The organism is Latilactobacillus fragifolii (genome assembly GCF_905332535.1).
Classification (GTDB): Bacteria; Bacillota; Bacilli; order Lactobacillales; family Lactobacillaceae; genus Latilactobacillus; species Latilactobacillus fragifolii.
Window position 1 is genome coordinate 207,811 of record NZ_CAJOCF010000001.1, and the last position, 15,296, is coordinate 223,106.

15 protein-coding genes and 1 other annotated feature are annotated in these 15,296 nt (G+C 40.6%); all 15 genes read left to right on the top strand.

Features of this window, described 5'->3' with window-relative positions:
• The first annotated feature begins 9 nt into the window (after positions 1-9).
• The 15 genes from J7Q78_RS00970 (at position 10) to cas9 (ending at position 15,223) form a co-directional block, all read left to right on the top strand.
• Complete coding sequence (locus J7Q78_RS00970; protein WP_208422526.1) at positions 10-957, top strand: F0F1 ATP synthase subunit gamma; 948 nt, start codon at positions 10-12, stop codon at positions 955-957.
• 25 nt (positions 958-982) lie between these two features.
• Positions 983-2,413, top strand: a complete 1,431-nt coding sequence (atpD, locus tag J7Q78_RS00975; RefSeq protein ID WP_154241842.1) for a F0F1 ATP synthase subunit beta — start codon at positions 983-985, stop codon at positions 2,411-2,413.
• Positions 2,414-2,428: 15 nt separating this feature from the next.
• Entirely contained in the window at positions 2,429-2,863 is a 435-nt protein-coding gene (locus J7Q78_RS00980; RefSeq protein ID WP_173011531.1) for a F0F1 ATP synthase subunit epsilon, read from the top strand.
• A 127-nt stretch (positions 2,864-2,990) separates the two neighbouring features.
• Positions 2,991-3,224, top strand: a complete 234-nt coding sequence (locus J7Q78_RS00985) for a DUF1146 family protein (RefSeq protein ID WP_154241844.1) — start codon at positions 2,991-2,993, stop codon at positions 3,222-3,224.
• 28 nt (positions 3,225-3,252) lie between these two features.
• The gene (gene murA, locus J7Q78_RS00990) at positions 3,253-4,554 is read left to right on the top strand and encodes a UDP-N-acetylglucosamine 1-carboxyvinyltransferase (RefSeq protein WP_208422525.1); all 1,302 of its coding nucleotides are present in this window, start codon (positions 3,253-3,255) and stop codon (positions 4,552-4,554) included.
• Positions 4,555-4,681: 127 nt separating this feature from the next.
• Positions 4,682-5,671 carry a rod shape-determining protein gene (gene mreB / locus J7Q78_RS00995; protein ID WP_154241846.1) on the top strand — a complete coding sequence of 330 codons (990 nt, stop codon included), beginning with the start codon at positions 4,682-4,684 and terminating at the stop codon, positions 5,669-5,671.
• 32 nt (positions 5,672-5,703) lie between these two features.
• Entirely contained in the window at positions 5,704-5,886 is a 183-nt protein-coding gene (locus tag J7Q78_RS01000) for a DNA-directed RNA polymerase subunit beta (RefSeq protein WP_154241847.1), read from the top strand.
• Between the two features lie 25 nt (positions 5,887-5,911).
• Positions 5,912-6,169 (top strand): membrane protein insertion efficiency factor YidD, encoded by a 258-nt coding sequence (gene yidD, locus J7Q78_RS01005; RefSeq protein WP_208422524.1) that lies wholly within the window; start codon positions 5,912-5,914, stop codon positions 6,167-6,169.
• 29 nt (positions 6,170-6,198) lie between these two features.
• The gene (locus J7Q78_RS01010; RefSeq protein ID WP_208422523.1) at positions 6,199-6,429 is read left to right on the top strand and encodes a DUF2969 domain-containing protein; all 231 of its coding nucleotides are present in this window, start codon (positions 6,199-6,201) and stop codon (positions 6,427-6,429) included.
• 93 nt (positions 6,430-6,522) lie between these two features.
• Positions 6,523-7,722, top strand: a complete 1,200-nt coding sequence (locus J7Q78_RS01015) for an FtsW/RodA/SpoVE family cell cycle protein (RefSeq protein ID WP_208422522.1) — start codon at positions 6,523-6,525, stop codon at positions 7,720-7,722.
• 13 nt (positions 7,723-7,735) lie between these two features.
• Complete coding sequence (locus J7Q78_RS01020) at positions 7,736-8,044, top strand: glycine cleavage system protein H (RefSeq protein WP_208422521.1); 309 nt, start codon at positions 7,736-7,738, stop codon at positions 8,042-8,044.
• 83 nt (positions 8,045-8,127) lie between these two features.
• Positions 8,128-8,371, top strand: a binding site (T-box leader).
• Positions 8,372-8,432: 61 nt separating this feature from the next.
• On the top strand, positions 8,433-9,467 hold the full coding sequence (locus tag J7Q78_RS01025) for a methionine ABC transporter ATP-binding protein (RefSeq protein WP_208422520.1): 1,035 nt from the start codon (positions 8,433-8,435) through the stop codon (positions 9,465-9,467).
• Positions 9,460-10,149 carry a methionine ABC transporter permease gene (locus tag J7Q78_RS01030; protein ID WP_208422519.1) on the top strand — a complete coding sequence of 230 codons (690 nt, stop codon included), beginning with the start codon at positions 9,460-9,462 and terminating at the stop codon, positions 10,147-10,149. Before J7Q78_RS01025 ends, J7Q78_RS01030 begins: the two co-directional genes overlap by 8 nt.
• Positions 10,150-10,167: 18 nt before the next feature.
• Positions 10,168-10,989, top strand: a complete 822-nt coding sequence (locus tag J7Q78_RS01035) for a MetQ/NlpA family ABC transporter substrate-binding protein (RefSeq protein WP_208422518.1) — start codon at positions 10,168-10,170, stop codon at positions 10,987-10,989.
• A gap of 127 nt (positions 10,990-11,116) precedes the next feature.
• Positions 11,117-15,223, top strand: a complete 4,107-nt coding sequence (gene cas9 / locus J7Q78_RS01040; RefSeq protein ID WP_208422517.1) for a type II CRISPR RNA-guided endonuclease Cas9 — start codon at positions 11,117-11,119, stop codon at positions 15,221-15,223.
• Positions 15,224-15,296: the final 73 nt, after the last annotated feature.

Below are 15,296 nucleotides of genomic sequence, written 5' to 3' on the forward strand. Positions count from 1 at the left end.
GTGAATTAATTGGCTGAATCTTTAATGGATATCAAACGAAGAATCGCCTCTACTAAAAAAACTGGGCAAATTACGAGTGCTATGCAAATGGTCTCTGGTGCCAAGCTTTCTCAAATTGAAAAAAATTCACTCGCATATCAACAATATACGAACAAGATTCGAGAAATTGTGACACATTTGGCTGCAAGTCAATTAATTGCAAGTGCACGCCAAAAAAGTACCGCTAATGCAGCAGCTAATAACGGTACTTCACAGAAATCAGTGCAGCATGACATTACGTTAAGTAATTTGTTAGTGGAAAGACCAATCAAGAAGACCGGTTATTTAGTTATCACGAGTGATCGTGGATTGGTTGGCGCTTATAACAGCTCAATCTTAAAAGCGATGGTTGAAATGATTTCAAAAAATCATAAATCGGCCGATGAGTATGCTATTTTAGCAGTTGGCGGCACTGGCGCTGACTTCTTTAAGGCACGGCAAATGAACTTATCCTACGAATATCGTGGTGTAAGTGATGTGCCATCTTTTAATGAAGTTCGTGAAATCATTAAAACAGCTGTTGCAATGTATGATAGCGGCGTGTTTGACGAGTTGTACGTTTGTTACAACCACCATGTCAACTCACTGACATCTGCTTTTCGAGCTGAAAAAATGCTACCTATTACCGACTTGGATGTTTCAGAAGTCACTGATAAAGATCAAGAATACATCACAGAACCTTCTGTTGATGATGCCTTAGATGCCATTCTACCGCAATACGCTGAAAGTTTGATTTACGGCGCATTACTTGATTCTAAAACAGCTGAACATTCTGCTTCCATGACGGCGATGAAGAGTGCTACTGATAATGCTAATAATTTAATTTCTGATTTATCAATTAAATTTAACCGGGCACGTCAAGCACAGATTACAACAGAAATCACCGAAATTGTCGGTGGTGCGGCAGCATTAGAATAAGAAACGCGGGAGGAAAATAACAACTATGAGTATGGGAAAAGTTGTCCAAGTTATTGGTCCCGTTGTCGATGTCGAATTTTCTTTAGATACGACTTTACCAGATATCAATAATGCCTTGGTTGTCAACAAAGAGAACGATGAATCTGTCGTCTTAGAAGTGGCACTTGAATTAGGTGATGGGGTAATGCGTACTATTTCAATGGAATCAACTGATGGCTTACGTCGGGGGATGGCTGTTGAAGATACTGGTCGTGCAATTAACGTACCAGTTGGTAAAGAAACATTAGGACGGGTGTTTAACGTTCTTGGTGAAACAATCGATGGCGGCGAAGAATTTCCTGCAGATTTTAGACGGGACAGTATTCACCGTTCTGCACCTAAATTTGAGGAATTAAATACAAGTTCAGAAATTCTTGAAACAGGGATTAAGGTTATTGATTTACTTGCCCCTTATTTACGAGGCGGGAAAATTGGGTTGTTCGGTGGTGCCGGTGTTGGTAAAACCGTCCTAATCCAAGAATTAATCCATAATATCGCTGAAGAACACGGTGGTATTTCTGTCTTTACTGGTGTTGGTGAACGAACACGTGAAGGTAATGACTTATACTTTGAAATGAAAGAATCAGGCGTTTTGGAAAAGACAGCCATGGTTTTCGGCCAAATGAATGAATCACCTGGTGCTCGTATGCGAGTTGCCTTGACTGGTTTAACAATTGCTGAATACTTCCGGGATGTTGAAGGCCAAGATGTGTTATTGTTCATTGATAACATTTTCCGATTCACTCAAGCTGGTTCAGAAGTTTCTGCCTTATTAGGGCGGATGCCTTCGGCCGTTGGGTACCAACCAACATTGGCAACAGAAATGGGTCAATTGCAAGAACGAATCACGTCTACTAAAAAAGGTTCTGTTACATCAATCCAAGCCATTTATGTGCCTGCTGATGATTATACAGATCCTGCGCCTGCAACAACTTTCGCGCATTTGGATGCCACAACGAACTTGGATCGTAAGTTAACGCAACAAGGGATTTATCCCGCTGTTAACCCACTAGAATCAACTTCTAGTGCTTTGGATCCAGAAATTGTCGGCGAAGAACATTACGAAGTTGCTTCAGAAGTGCAACACGTTTTACAACGGTATCGTGAATTACAAGATATCATCTCGATCTTAGGGATGGACGAATTGTCCGATGATGAAAAGATTATCGTTGCACGTGCACGTCGAATTCAATTCTTCTTATCACAAAACTTCCACGTTGCTGAAGCCTTCACAGGCCAAGCTGGTTCATATGTGCCGGTTAAAGATACAGTAGCTGGTTTCAAAGGCATCTTAGCGGGTGACTATGATGATGTTCCTGAAGAAGCATTCCGGCTTGTCGGAAACATTGATGCTGTATTAGCTAAAGCTAAAGAGTTGGGTTATACACCATCCGAACAGAAAACGAAGCAAGCTTAGAAAGGGGCGTTAATGATGGCAGAAGAACAAAAGGTATTAACCGTTAATATCGTGACCCCAAGTGGGATTGTCTATGATCACCACGCTACATTGTTGGTTGTACCAGCGATGGCCGGTCAACTTGGTATTATGGCTAATCATGAGCCAATTATTACCCCTTTAGAGATTGGTGAGATTCGCGTTAAACGGACTGATGATCCAGCGCGTGAAGATGCAATTGCGGTCAATGGTGGGTTCATGGAAGTGAGCCATAACGTTGCTTCAATTGTTGCTGATAGCGCTGAACGTGCGCGTGATATTGATATTACGCGTGCACAAAGTGCTAAGGAACGTGCTCAAAACGCAATTAAAGAAGCATCTGAACATAATGATACTGACGAATTACGCCGAGCTCAAATTGCACTTCAACGTGCGATGAACCGGATCAACGTTAAGAATCATTTATCGTAGGATTCAAAAGCCTTAAACCATTAACGGTTTAAGGCTTTTTTGTTTCTTAAGATTCAGTCCGGTGGGCAGACAAATCCTATTTCGGTATGTTACAATGTTTGCATATCACAAAAGGGGCGTTATTTAAGTGCAATCAATCGGATTACAGGCAGTTATTTCAATTATTAGTCATATTGGGTTTATTTTGATTAGTTTTTACGGCTTACAATCCATCCGGTTTGAACAATTTTTCAAGCCGAATCATGTCCGTCAAGTACAGATTGTCATGGTATTTCTCGCTATTGTGATGGGCTACACTGTTAGCCAATTCTTTTTAGAAATAATCGCGCAGGCTAAAAACGTTATTTTTTTAGTCCCATAAACTAGCAGTCTTATTCGGAGGGAAACTCTTGGAAAAATTGATTATACAAGGCGGTCAACGATTAGTTGGCGAAGTTCAAATCGAAGGCGCCAAAAACGCAGTATTACCAATTATGGCGGCTGCCTTATTAGCAACCGACGGACCCGTTCAATTGACGAACGTTCCGATTTTATCTGATGTCTTCATGATGCAAGATGTATTAAAGAGTTTAGATGCTAAAGTTGAGTTTGATGAACAACGAAACCAATTAACCATTGATGCCAGTGGTGACTTAAATTTTGAAGCGGCTTTTGAATATGTTTCAAAAATGCGTGCTTCCATCGTTGTGATGGGGCCGCTATTAGCGCGCTTAGGGCACGCACGGGTTGCGATGCCAGGTGGTTGTGCTATTGGCTCACGACCTGTTGATTTACATTTGAAAGGCTTTGAGACGCTTGGTGCAACCATTCATCAAAATCATGGTTATATTGAAGCCAAAGCGACCCGTTTAGTGGGCTCAAACATCTATTTAGATTTTCCAAGTGTCGGTGCGACACAAAACATTATGATGGCTGCTACTATGGCTGAAGGGACAACGGTGATTGAAAACGTTGCTCGCGAACCTGAAATTGTGGATCTTGCTAATGTCTTAAACAAGATGGGAGCAAACGTTTTTGGTGCCGGAACGGAAACTATTCGGGTGGAAGGTGTACCAGCTTTACACGGGACAGACCACAGTATTGTACAAGACCGAATTGAAGCAGGAACCTTCATGGTTGCGGCTGCGGCCACACAGGGAAATGTCTTGATTAAAGAAGCAATTGCCGAACACAACAAACCACTCCTGTCAAAATTAGTGGAAATGGGTGCGGAAGTGATTGATGAAGAAGCTGGTGTCCGAATTATTGGCCCTGCTGAATTAAACGCATGCAATATTAAGACGTTACCTTACCCAGGTTTTCCAACGGATATGCAAGCACAGATGACAACGCTCCAATTACTCGCCAAGAACACGAGTGTTATGACCGAAACAGTATTTGAAAATCGCTTCATGCATTTAGAAGAACTTCGTCGGATGAATGCTGATTATCAAATTGAAGGTCAATCAGTTGTGCTTTACGGTGATACACATTTTAATGGGGCTGAAGTGGCTGCAACGGATTTAAGAGCTGCCGCAGCACTCGTTATTGCTGGGTTAGTAGCCAATGGTGAAACATTGGTTACGAATCTCCAATACATGGATCGGGGCTACTATCATTTCCATCAAAAATTACGAGCACTTGGGGCGCATATCAGCCGCGCTGATTTTGATGCTGCTGGGCACCGAATTAAACAAGCTAAACTTGCATAAAACAGACTAGCGGCGCCTACTATTTCAGTGGACGCTGCTTTTTATTTTGCCAAATCATGATACTAAAGGTATCTGTCTTATGGTATAATGTTTTACTGAATATAGTTCTCGGAAGGAGCAACACTAAATGGCTAAAGATATCGGGATTGACTTGGGAACTGCCAACGTCTTAATTAACGTTAAAGGAAAAGGCATTGTCCTAAACGAACCTTCAGTTGTTGCGATTGATACCCAAACTAAAAAAGTTTTAGCGGTTGGCTCAGAAGCGTATCGGATGGTTGGCCGGACACCTGGTAACATTCACGCTGTTCGTCCATTAAAGGATGGGGTTATCGCTGATTTCGACATTACAGAAGAAATGTTAGCGTATTTTATTAATAAATTAAATGTAAAGGGCTTCCTATCAAAACCGAATATTTTGATTTGTTGTCCAACGAATATTACATCGATTGAACAAAAAGCAATTGTTGAAGCTGCCGAAAAATCAGGCGGTGGTAAAGTCTTCTTGGAATTAGAACCGAAAGTGGCAGCTGTTGGGGCTGGCATGGATATTTTCCAACCACGCGGTAATATGGTGATTGATATCGGTGGTGGGACTAGTGATGTTGCTGTACTTTCAATGGGTGAAGTAGTCACAAGTCGTTCATTGCGTCTTGCAGGCGATAAGATGAATAGTGAAATTGCCGCATACGTTAAGAAGAAACATAATCTATTAATCGGTGAACATACAGCTGAAACAATTAAGTTAACCATTGGTAACGTTTGGCATGCCGATCCTAGTGAATCAATTGAAGTTCGCGGGCGAGACATGGTCAGTGGTTTGCCACAATCTGTCTCAATTAGCGCGGATGAAGTTGAATCAGCTTTACATGAAACAATGATGGAAATCATTGCAGCTGCTAAAGAGGTATTAGAAGGGACACCCCCCGAATTATCAGCTGATATTATTGATCGTGGTATTATGTTAACGGGTGGCGGTGCTTTATTACGTAATATCGCCAGCTTGTTCTCTGAACATTTAAAGGTCCCAGTCGTTTTAGCAGAAAATCCAATGGATGCTGTGGCTTTAGGGACAGGTATCTTACTAGATAATATTGAACATAAACGCGCTTACTAAGCCGCATTCTATTAAAGAAGGATTGTGATTGTGTGTATCAATCAAATTTTGAAGAACACGTTAAACCCGTTTTAAAGAAAATTTTGTTAGTTATCGTGCTCATAATTGTTGCGTTATTAGTGGGGCAGATGATTGGTTTTGCAATTGGTGGCCAGAATCCATTGGCCGTTTTCTTGCCGAGCACGTGGAGTCATATTATTAATTTCTTACAGTAGCATACGCTAAAGTGAGGCAGATAAATTGCGGAAAATATTAATTGGGCTGATACGTTTCTATCAAGCGGGAATTTCACCATTATTGCCACCGAGTTGCCGATATTACCCAACGTGCTCGAGTTACATGATTCAAGCGATTCAAAAACACGGTGCTATTTTAGGATTAATGATGGGCATTGGTCGCATATTGCGGTGTCATCCGTTTATAAGGGGCGGATACGATCCAGTACCAGAACATTTCACCGTTTTGCGCAATCGACAGCAAGACGAAACACAAAAGTAAGTTTAAGAAGTGAGGGGTTCAACATAACTATGTCAAAAAAAGAACAAAAAATTACTGTCACCATTGATGATATCAAGCGTAACGGCCAAGAAATGACGAGCGTCATGGTCGGTAAAAATGAAATTGGTGTTATCATAGAAGATAGCGTTAAGAAACGTTTTGAAGCAACTGTTGAAGGGACTGGTCAAAGTATTATTACTAAGACACACGACGATGCAGTTAACGAATTACTACGGGAGTACCATTTACACCAAGGTTAATTCTTAAGAATTAATTAGAATTACAGTAACCCGGCGGAATTCTGGCCGGGTTATTTATATAATGAGAGCAGAATTGATTGAAGGAGACTTAGCATGCCAAAGGAAGTAGAAACAACAGAAGATTCCTCACGAGTTGATTATGGAATCGTCTTTTCAGTCTTTATGCTAGCATTGATTGGCTTGATGTCGATTTATGTGGCGACGACCCATGATACGTCAGGTGCTAGTTCGACCCGAGCTGTCATTATGCAAGCGGCGTGGTACGTGATTGGTGGCATTGCAATCGTCGCCATTATGCAGTTTGATTCAGAACAATTATGGCGGATTGCGCCACTGGCTTATGGGTTAGGAATATTCCTCCTGATTGCCGTTTTAATCTTTTATAACCGGGCAGTGGCCTTGCAAACTGGGGCAAAGAGTTGGTTTTCACTTGGGCCAATCTCATTTCAACCGTCTGAAGTTATGAAGCCGGCGTATATCTTAATGTTAGGGAGAGTTGTTACACAACACAATACGGCTTATCCAGAACATACGATTAAGACTGACTGGATATTACTTGGACGAATGTTACTATGGACCCTCCCGGTGATGGTTCTATTGAAATTACAAAATGACTTTGGGACCTTATTAGTGTTTGTTGCTATCTTGGGGGGCATCATCCTAGTTTCAGGTGTGACTTGGAAAATTTTAGGACCTGCGATTGCAGTCTTAGTCGCTGTTGGGGGGACAGCCCTCACGCTAGCGGCGACGACCCCTGGCCGTGCTATCTTGACGCATCTGGGTTTTAAAACGTACCAATTTAATCGAATTGATGCTTGGTTGCATCCATTCGATAATACTGCTAGTACTAGTTTACAATTATCACAGAGCTTAAAAGCAATTGGTTCTGGTCAGTTATTCGGTAAAGGCTTCAATCAAGTCCAAGTCCACGTGCCAGTGCGTGAATCCGATATGATTTTTTCTGTCATTGGTGAAAACTTTGGCTTTATCGGTTCATGTTTTGTCATCCTTTTGTACTTCTTGTTGATTTACCAAATGATTCGGGTCACATTCGACACGAAGAATGAATTTTATGCATATGTATCAACGGGGGTCATTATGATGATCTTATTCCATGTTTTCGAAAACATTGGGATGAGCGTTGGTTTATTACCATTGACCGGGATTCCATTGCCGTTTATCTCGCAAGGGGGTTCATCGTTGTTGGGGAACCTAATTGGCGTTGGGTTTATCATGTCGATGCGTTACCATTATAAGAGTTACATGTTCAGTGAAGCTGAAGATACTTTCTAGGAGTGAAAGACGGATGACGATGGAAAATAATGATTATTTTTGGACAGAGGAAATTGCAGCCTCAATCAGAAGAATTGGAATCACTAAAGCCGCTCAAAATGAGTTTGGATCAATCAAGTTTGTTGATGTGCCAAGTGTTGGGCAAAAATTAACGGTCAATGAAACCTTGGTGGCTATTGAAGCTGAGAAGATGGTCCAAGATTTTGACAGTCCATTAGCTGGTGAGTTAGTAAACGTCAACACATTATTAGCGGACAATCCGGGATTATTAAATGCAGATAACGAAAAAGATGCGTGGATTGCTGATATTCGGGTTGACTAGGTAATAACTTAAACAATAATTTGTTTTTTTAAATAGTCTTGCTTGACTTTTAATGGAACTTTAATTATGATAGGTACTACTTAATACAAGCGATGAAAAGATGAGTAATTTAGTTAGTAGCATTTTAAGAGAGTCCGGACAGGTGTAAGCGGATAATGTGAACACTAGATGAATATGGTCTTTGAGCAATTCATTTGGTAAGGTTTAACTGAGCTGAGTGCGGGGGTTGCCCGATATAGCGAACGAGTATCAATTTGGTACTTTGTAAGGCGATTACTGTGAGGTAATCGTGAATTAAGGTGGTAACACGCATTTAGCGTCCTTTCTCTCATTGATTTGAGAGGAAGGATTTTTTTTTGGCATTTTTAAAGAAGAGGGAGCGATTAGGATGTTGCAATTAAAACAAGTAGGGAAAAACTTTATCCGTGAACAAAAAACATTCGCCGCATTAACCGATGTATCCTTGAACATTGAAGCCGGCGAAATCTATGGTATTATCGGGTATTCTGGTGCTGGGAAGAGTACGTTAATTCGCCTCTTAAATGGACTAGAAAAGCCAACCACTGGGGATGTCCTCGTTGAGGGCCAATCAATTGTGGGGTTGAGTGAACAAGCAATGCGACCGATTCGGCAAAAGATCGGGATGATTTTTCAACATTTTAACCTACTCTGGTCAAAGACTGTCCTAGAAAATGTTATGTTACCACTAAAACTGGTTGGCGTTCCCAAAGCACAACGCCAAGCAAAGGCCCGTGAATTATTAAAAGTTGTTGAATTGACCCATTTAGAAACGGCTTATCCAAGTGAGTTATCTGGTGGGCAGAAACAACGGGTGGCAATTGCACGGGCATTGATTAGTGATCCGAAAATTTTATTGTGTGATGAAGCAACGAGCGCTTTAGATCCGAAAACGACCAATTCAATATTAACGTTACTAGCTCAGATTAATCGGGAGATGGGGATTACAATCGTCCTTGTCACACACGAAATGGATGCTGTTCGGCGAATTTGTCAACGGATGGCCGTTATGGAAAGCGGTCGGTTAATCGAAGAAGGGACTGTGCATGAAATCTTCGAAAGACCACAAGCAGCTGCGACTAAGGCATTTGTTGCTGAATTATTGGTCGTGACATCGAGTGAAACGGCTGCTTCGATCAATCAACTGCTCGAACGGGTGCCAAATGGGACAATCGTGCAACTGCGTTTTAATGAATCCCAAGCAAGCCAACCGGTGATTGGCCGATTGATGCGACAATATCCAGCCGTTGAAATTAGTGTCATCAGTGGGAGCTTACAACAAACCATCAATGGGGCACTTGGCTATTTATACATTCAAATTCAAGCCAATCCGAGTGATTTAAAAGCGGTGCTTGCAGAGTTAGCACAACAAACAATCGAAGTTGAGGTGGTACGTCATGGATAACGTAAACGGATTTCAATCCTATTTTCAATTTAAGCAAGTGAATTGGCCGAGTATGTGGCAAGCAACTTTTGAAACAGTTTGGTTAACGATTGTTAGTGTTTTATTAGTGGCCATCTTAGGATTAGCCCTTGGGTTAATCCTTTATCAAACTAACACCGGTGGTGGCCGCGTAAGCCGCATTTTGAATGGTGTTGTGGCTTTGTTCGTCAATATCTTTCGGTCAATTCCGTTCATTATTTTAATCGTTTTATTGATTCCATTAACCAAAGGGGTGATGGGGACAATGATTGGTCCGAAAGCGGCTATTCCAGCACTAATCGTGTCAGCCGCACCATTTTATGCGCGACTAGTTGAATCAGCTTTTCGTGAAGTGGATGGCGGGGTGCTTGAAGCAACTCGTTCAATGGGCGCTTCAAAAGCCCAAATCGTCTGGCAAGTATTGTTGCCAGAAAGTATGCCAGCGCTTGTCTCCGGTTTAACGGTCACTGCAATCTCACTTGTTGGTTATACCGCAATGGCGGGTGTGATTGGTGCCGGTGGTCTTGGCAATCTTGCTTATCAAGACGGCTTCCAAGCTAACCAAAACGCGATTACATTAGTCGCAACTGTCATTATTTTAATCATCGTGTTTGTTTGTCAAAAAACAGGCGACCTTGTTGTTCAACACATTGATCATCGTTAAATTAAAGGAGGTACTCTCATGAAAAAAAGTCGTTTAGGATTATTAGTAGCCATTTGCTTATTAGGGGGCGCACTTGCCGCTTGTGGCAACCAACAGGCCAAGTCGAAGCGCAATACAATTGTTGTCGGTGCCTCAGCGATTCCACATGCCGCTATCTTGAAGTATGTTCAACCTGAATTGAAAAAAGAAGGGGTTAACCTCCAGATAAAAGTCTTTAATGACTATGTATTACCTAATAAAGCCTTGGCAAGTGGTGAATTGGATGCCAACTACTATCAACATAAACCGTTCTTGAAAAAAGCAAACAAAAACAACGGCTACAACTTGGTCAGTGCCGGCAGCATTCATTTAGAACCACTTGGCTTGTACAGTAAACAAGTTAAGAAATTAAGTGATGTGAAATCGGGTGCTAAAGTCTTGGTCTCAAGCAGCCAACCTGACTGGGGCCGCGTCTTAACGATTCTAAAAGACGGCGGCTTAATCACCTTAAAATCAGGTGTGAATGCAGAGAATGCAACGTTTAAAGACATTGCCAGCAACCCAAAGCATCTCAAGTTTGAATACACGTTTGAACCTAAATTAATGCCGGAACTCTTGAAAAATGATGAAGGCACATTAGTCGCGATTAACTCAAACTATGCCGTTCAAGCCGGACTCAATCCCGAAAAAAATGCTGTGGCCCTTGAAAAGCAATCATCACCATTTGCCAACATTGTTGTGACAAAGCAAAAAGACCGTAATAATCCAGCAATCAAGAAGCTCGTTAAAGCGCTCAAATCAAAGTCAACACAAGAATGGATTAAGCATCAATGGCATGGGGCAGTGTTACCAGTTAAATAGGCAAAAAGACAAGCCAAGTAAAGGCTTGTCTTTTTTTGACCATATTTGTATTATTTTTAATTTAATTGGAAAAGTCGTTCAAAATTGGATATACTGACATTGTATATTATTACTAGGGGGAGTATGTATGAAACGTCCGTATAATATTGGTCTAGATATTGGGACCAATTCAATTGGTTGGGCGATTGTTGATGATCAAAGTAAGCTAGTCAGTGTTAAAGGAAAGTATGGTTATGGCGTTCGCTTATATGATGAAGGCCAAACTGCTGCTGAGCGCCGTAGTTTTAGAACAACACGGCGGCGGTTAAAGCGGCGTAAGTGGCGCTTGGGATTATTAAGAGAAATCTTTGAACCCTATATCACGCCGATTGATAGCACTTTTTTCTTACGGCAAAAGCAATCAAATTTAAGTCCCAAAGATCAGCGTAAATTATATCCGCAAACGAGTTTATTTAATGATCGTCCGGATGCCGATTTTTATCAGCAATATCCGACAATTTACCACTTGCGATATCAGTTGATGACTGAAAAGCGCCAGTTTGATATTCGTGAGATTTATTTAGCGATGCACCATATTGTGAAGTATCGGGGGCACTTCTTGAACGAAGCGCCGGTTGCCTCATTTAAAAGTAGCGAAATTAATTTAGCAGAGCATTTTGATCGGTTAAATACTATTTTTGCTGACTTATTTAGCGAGTCCGGCTTTCAATTAAAGACCGATGAATTGGTAGCCATTAAGGATCTTTTAATGGATAATCAACAAAGTGCTAGCAATCGCCAACGCAAAGCACTACCAAAGCTATATACGCCAAGTTCGGATAAGTCGACTGAGAAGCAACGGAAGGCCATTGCAACTGAAATATTAAAAGCCATCTTAGGATTAAAAGCGAAGTTTAACGTGATTACTGGGATTGAAGCTGAAGATGTTAAAGCATGGACAATGACTTTTAACGCTGAAAACTTTGATGAAGAATTGGCTAAGCTCGAAAGTAGTCTTGATGACAATGCTCGGGAAATTATTGGTATTTTGCAGGAACTTTATTCGGGAATCTTACTGGCCGGAATTGTTCCCGAAAACCAATCATTGTCACAAGCGATGATCATAAAATATGACGAGCATAAAGAACAGTTAAAAATGTTAAAGAAAGTGCGGGATGATCTAGCAACAGCAGACCAACAAAAACTAAAGAAGGCTTATGATCAGTATATCGATGGTCAAGAAAATACGAAGGCCTATTCGAAGGAAGATTTTTATGCCGACGTCACAAAAGCCTTAAAGAATTATTCAGAGCAGCCGCTCGTATTAGCCATTCAAAAATTGATTGATCTTGATCAATTTATGCCGAAACAACGCACTAAGGACAATGGGGCGATTCCACACCAGTTACATCAACAGGAATTAGACCGGATTATCGAAAACCAACAGCAATATTATCCATGGTTGGCAGAACTCAATCCAAATCCGAAGCGACAAACCGTTGCTAAGTACAAATTAGATGAATTAGTGGCGTTTAGAGTACCATATTACGTTGGGCCCCTTATTACAGCTGAGCAACAACAACAAAGTTCAAAGGCCAAATTTGCATGGATGATTCGTAAGGCTGAAGGCCGCATTACACCATGGAATTTCGATGATAAAGTGGACCGGCAAGCTTCAGCGAATGAGTTTATTAAGCGCATGACAACTACCGACACTTATTTATTGGCCGAAGATGTATTACCAAAGCAAAGCTTAATTTATCAACGGTTTGAAGTATTAAACGAATTAAATGGGCTTAAAATTGATGACCAACCGATTACCAATGAGCTTAAGCAAGCAATCTTCAATGATTTATTTATGCAACAAAATAGCGTTACGGTCAAAAATGTGCAAGATTATTTAGTTGCGAAGGGGTGGTTTGCTAGTCGCCCTGAAATCACAGGATTAGCTGATCAAAATAAATTTAATAGTCGTTTGAGCACATATCATGACTTAAAGGCGATTGTTGGCGATACAGTTAATAATATTGATAAACAAGCCGATTTAGAAAAATGTATTGAATGGTCAACGATTTTTGAAGACGGCAAAATTTATAGTGCTAAATTGAATGAGATTGCATGGTTAACAGAACAACAACGGGCGCAACTAGCTACTAAACGCTATCGTGGTTGGGGGCGACTATCAGCTAAATTATTGACCCAAATTGTTAATGCGAATGGTCAACGTATCATGGATTTACTCTGGGATACAACAGATAACTTCATGCGGATTGTTCACTCGGAGGACTTTGATAAGTTAATTACTGAAGCCAATCAAATGGTGTTAGCTGAAAATGATGTGCAAGATGTCATCAACGATTTATACACGTCACCACAGAATAAAAAAGCGCTCCGCCAAATTCTGCTTGTAGTAAATGACATTCAAAAAGCCATGAAAGGCCAAGCACCAGAAAAAATTTTGATTGAATTTGCGCGCGAGGATGAAGTGAATCCGCGTCTTTCAGTTCAACGTAAACGCCAAGTTGAACAAGTCTACAAAAATATCAGTAACGAATTGCTAAACGATGTTGCTATTAAAAATGAACTTAAGGATTTATCGAATACTGCATTAAGTAATACCCGTTTATTCTTGTACTTTATGCAAGGGGGGATTGATGTTTACACAGGCGAACCGTTAAACATTGATCGGTTGTCAACTTATGATATTGATCACATCTTGCCACAATCATTTGTGAAGGATAATTCCTTAGATAACCGAGTATTAGTATCCGCTAAGATGAACCGTAGCAAGTCAGATCAAGTGCCGTTAGACTTTACTGGGGTCAAATTAGGAGCAAAAATGCAGGCCCATTGGGAAATGATGCTCAAAGCAGGTTTAATAACTAAGAAGAAATATGATAATTTAATGTTAAATCCTGACCATATCAGTAAATATACAATGAATGGTTTTATCAATCGGCAATTAGTGGAAACTCGCCAAGTCATTAAACTAGCAACCAACTTATTAATCGAGCAATATGGTGAAGATAATATTGAACTGATTGCAGTTAAAAGTGGTCTAACACATCAAATGCGGACAGAATTTGATTTTCCGAAGAACCGTAATTTAAATAACCATCATCATGCATTCGATGCTTATTTAACCGCTTTTGTTGGTTTATATTTGTTAAAACGTTATCCTAAATTAAAACCTTATTTTGTATATGGCGCTTATCAAAAATCGAGCCAACAAGATAAATGGCGTAACTTTAATTTCTTAAGTGGGCTCAAAAAAGATGAATTGATTGATGAACATACAAAAGAGGTTATCTGGCACAAAGCATCCGGACTGGCTTACTTGAATAAAATATATCAATTTAAGAAGATCTTAGTGACCCGCGAAGTGCACGAGAACGCGGGCGCATTATTTAATCAAACGCTCTATGCCGCTAAAGAGGATAAAGCCAGTGGTCAAGGCAGCAAGCAACTGATTCCTGCCAAAAAAGATCGCCCAACTGCCCTTTATGGGGGGTACTCAGGTAAGACCGTTGCTTACATGTGTATTGTACGCATTAAAAATAAAAAAGGTGATTTATATAAAGTATGCGGTGTTGAAACCAGTTGGTTAACGGCGCTTAAACAACTAACCGATGAAAATTCCCAAAAGGCCTTCTTAAAACAAAAACTTAAACCGCAATTTACAAAAACAAAGAAGCAAAAGGGAAATATTATTGAAGTTGTAGAAGAATTCGAAGTCATCGCACCGCACATTTTAATCAATCAGCGTTTCTTCGATAATGGACAAGAATTGACATTAGGCTCGGCAACTTATAAACACAATGAGCAGGAACTGATTCTCGACAAAACAGCCGTCAAATTGTTAAATGGTGAATTGCCATTAGCGCAGTCTGAAGAACTTGCCGAAAAAGTTTATGATGAGATTTTAGATCAAGTGATGCATTACTTCCCGCTATATGATACAAATCAATTCAGAGCTAAATTATTAGCGGGTAAAACGGCCTTCATGAAGTTGCCATGGAAGAGTCAGTGGGATGGCAATAAGATGGTACAGGTTGGTCAGCAAGCCATCTTAGACAGAATGTTAATTGGGTTGCATGCAAATGCAGCAATGAGTGATCTTAAAGTACTGAAAATAACCACTCCATTTGGAATGCTACAGCAACCCTCAGGAGTTACGCTATCACCCGATACCCAAATTATTTATCAATCTCCAACTGGTTTATTCGAACGACGTGTAGCTTTAAAGGATTTATAAACAAATAAAGCTAGCCTGTCATTAGTGTAATGATGGGCTAGCTTTTTGAGTTTAAAGGCATAAAAAAAGGCCT